Genomic DNA, 1,956 nt, shown 5'->3' with positions numbered 1-1,956 from the left:
AGATGTGTATAAGAGACAGGTCATAGCCCACATCACGCACGAGAGACAACGCGGCCTCCAAGATTGCCGCGCGCACTTTCGGGTTCTGGCGCGGCCCGGTCGCGCTACGCATTCGCACCTCGTTCGCTTACGCGGCGTCTCATCTAGACCTTGACACCTCCTCAGGCAAGCCACAGTATTATATGAGACGAGACGTATCGTCTCGCAAGTCTGAGACTTGATGTAACCTTCGCACTGGATCATGATCGGCAGCAGGAGTTCGCGCAGTCAAACCGCTCCGGTCCATCCCCCCGAAGTGTATGCGCTGCCCATTCGGGACAAGGTCCCTTTCCACATGTGTGGAGCCTGTCCCACGGGCAAGGCGCGCTTGTCGAGCCCGAAAAGGTCACAGGTCGTCGATGCGTTACCCGACAGCTAATTGCTGAGCACAGGCGCTGTCGAGTGCCAGAGCCGAAGGAGCTACACGGCGTGAGCATCAGGGCGGCGGATTAAAACCTGGGTTACCTAAGCTCTGCGGGAGAGAGGAAGGATCGTTCGAATGTCTGAACTAACGCCTAGTGAACCATATATCCTCGTCAACACATTTTGGCCCGTGGGAGGAGGAATCGATGCACTGATCGCTTTCCAGCTTGCCGAAATGCGGGAAATGGGCACGGAGGCTGCGGCCTTTGGCTGGCTGGGTAATGAGGTCTATCGGTCTCACGATGGGACACGCCTCATCGTCGTCACCCGTTTCCGGTCTGCTGAGGCCCACGAGCGATGGGCGGAGACGGAGCGAACGCAGCAGCACTTTCAAGAACTGACGTCGTTGGTCACAAAAGTATTGTCTGTCCCGGTAGCATTCGTGGCCGGGCACGGCGATAGCCCATTAGGATGTGGTGCGAACCGTACTCGGCCAGGAGTTCCTTGAGAGTGCGGGGATATCGCGCGGCGCGACAGGCGATGGGCATCGGATGGCGGAAGCCGCCGGCGCCGGGCTGACGGATTTGGGCGGCATGATCGCCCTGCATATCGCTGCGGTACCGTCGGACTCCCCACCGCCGCCGGGCAGCCCGCAGGGGCCCTTCCGTTCGCGGTGAGCATCAAGCGACGCACGACGGTGGTGCGCATTTTCCCCAACGACGCGGCCTGAAGCTCAGAGCAGATGAATGGGAGCTTTCTCATCAAATGGGCCTGAACCTGACTGACCGCAATCGGCCACAAAGGCGCCTTACGAACAGAGGCGGATGTCGACCCGCCCTTTCACTGGCGCAGGGTCGGATCAAGAAGCCGCTTGCCGGTATCGCGCACATTGATGCGCATGATCAGCGTCACCCGCCGATCGCATGCCGCGTCAACGACTACCTGACGAAGAACGCCCTCAGACAAAAAGACAAAAGAACAAAAGTCGCGCAGGCGACGCGGTGCGGAGTACCGCTGTCGGAGGTCCGCGGCGTCGCGGCGCGTGAGCATCAAGAAACCACAGCAGCATGGCGCCGGGACCTCCCGACGCCATGGCATGCTGACGTCGTGGCGCCATGGCGCCACGACGCCCGGTGTCACGGCGGCGGGAGGTCGTCGCCGTCTTCCGCCCGATTCCCCTGCCTGGTGAGGTAGGCGGCGTACCAGGGCGCGGCCTCGCAGATTCCCCTGCGGCCGTTCTCGGCCAGGAGGGCGTCGACCGCAGCCGCGATCAGGGCGTTCACCTTGACGCCCTGCGTCTCGGCGATGATCCGGAGGTCGGCGCGGATCTCCCGCGGCAGCCTCACGGTCGTCCGCCACAGGCGCGGGTCGGACGCCTGCGCCTCCCCTGCTTGCTGACGCGCTCCCGCGATCGCGGAGAGCAGATCGGTCTCCGGCGCCGCATCCCGCAGCTCCCGGCTGATCAGGTCCATGTCGCGGGTCTTCATCTCGTGATCTCCTGCACATGCCTCAGGATCAGCGCGCAGGCCTCGCGGATCTCGTCCGCGGCGGGAC

3 protein-coding genes are annotated in these 1,956 nt (G+C 63.1%); 1 reads left to right on the top strand and 2 read right to left on the bottom strand.

From position 1 onward, the window contains the following. Positions 1-538: 538 nt before the first annotated feature. On the top strand, positions 539-910 hold the full coding sequence (locus ACN4EK_RS32465; RefSeq protein WP_431662577.1) for an antibiotic biosynthesis monooxygenase: 372 nt from the start codon (positions 539-541) through the stop codon (positions 908-910). Between the two features lie 332 nt (positions 911-1,242). Here ACN4EK_RS32465 and ACN4EK_RS32460 read toward each other — a convergent pair whose 3' ends face one another. Both ACN4EK_RS32460 and ACN4EK_RS32455 read right to left on the bottom strand, forming a co-directional pair. Beyond that, on the bottom strand, positions 1,243-1,452 hold the full coding sequence (locus ACN4EK_RS32460) for a hypothetical protein (RefSeq protein ID WP_431662576.1): 210 nt from the start codon (positions 1,450-1,452) through the stop codon (positions 1,243-1,245). An 86-nt stretch (positions 1,453-1,538) separates the two neighbouring features. Further along, entirely contained in the window at positions 1,539-1,889 is a 351-nt protein-coding gene (locus tag ACN4EK_RS32455) for a hypothetical protein (RefSeq protein WP_431662575.1), read from the bottom strand. Positions 1,890-1,956 lie beyond the last annotated feature (67 nt).

Origin of the sequence: Pantanalinema rosaneae CENA516 (assembly GCF_050753385.1) — a bacterium.
GTDB classification, from domain to species: Bacteria; Cyanobacteriota; Cyanobacteriia; order Leptolyngbyales; family Leptolyngbyaceae; genus Pantanalinema; species Pantanalinema rosaneae.
Note: the sequence above shows the minus strand (reverse complement) of the source record. Positions and strands in the feature narration are given on the sequence as shown.

What these genes read in the sequence shown, in the direction of transcription:
- ACN4EK_RS32465 (WP_431662577.1), top strand. Translation starts at nt 539, where the DNA reads ATGTCTGAACTAACGCCTAGTGAACCATATATCCTCGTCAACACATTT.
- ACN4EK_RS32460 (WP_431662576.1), bottom strand. Translation starts at nt 1,452, where the DNA reads ATGCTCACGCGCCGCGACGCCGCGGACCTCCGACAGCGGTACTCCGCA.
- ACN4EK_RS32455 (WP_431662575.1), bottom strand. Translation starts at nt 1,889, where the DNA reads ATGAAGACCCGCGACATGGACCTGATCAGCCGGGAGCTGCGGGATGCG.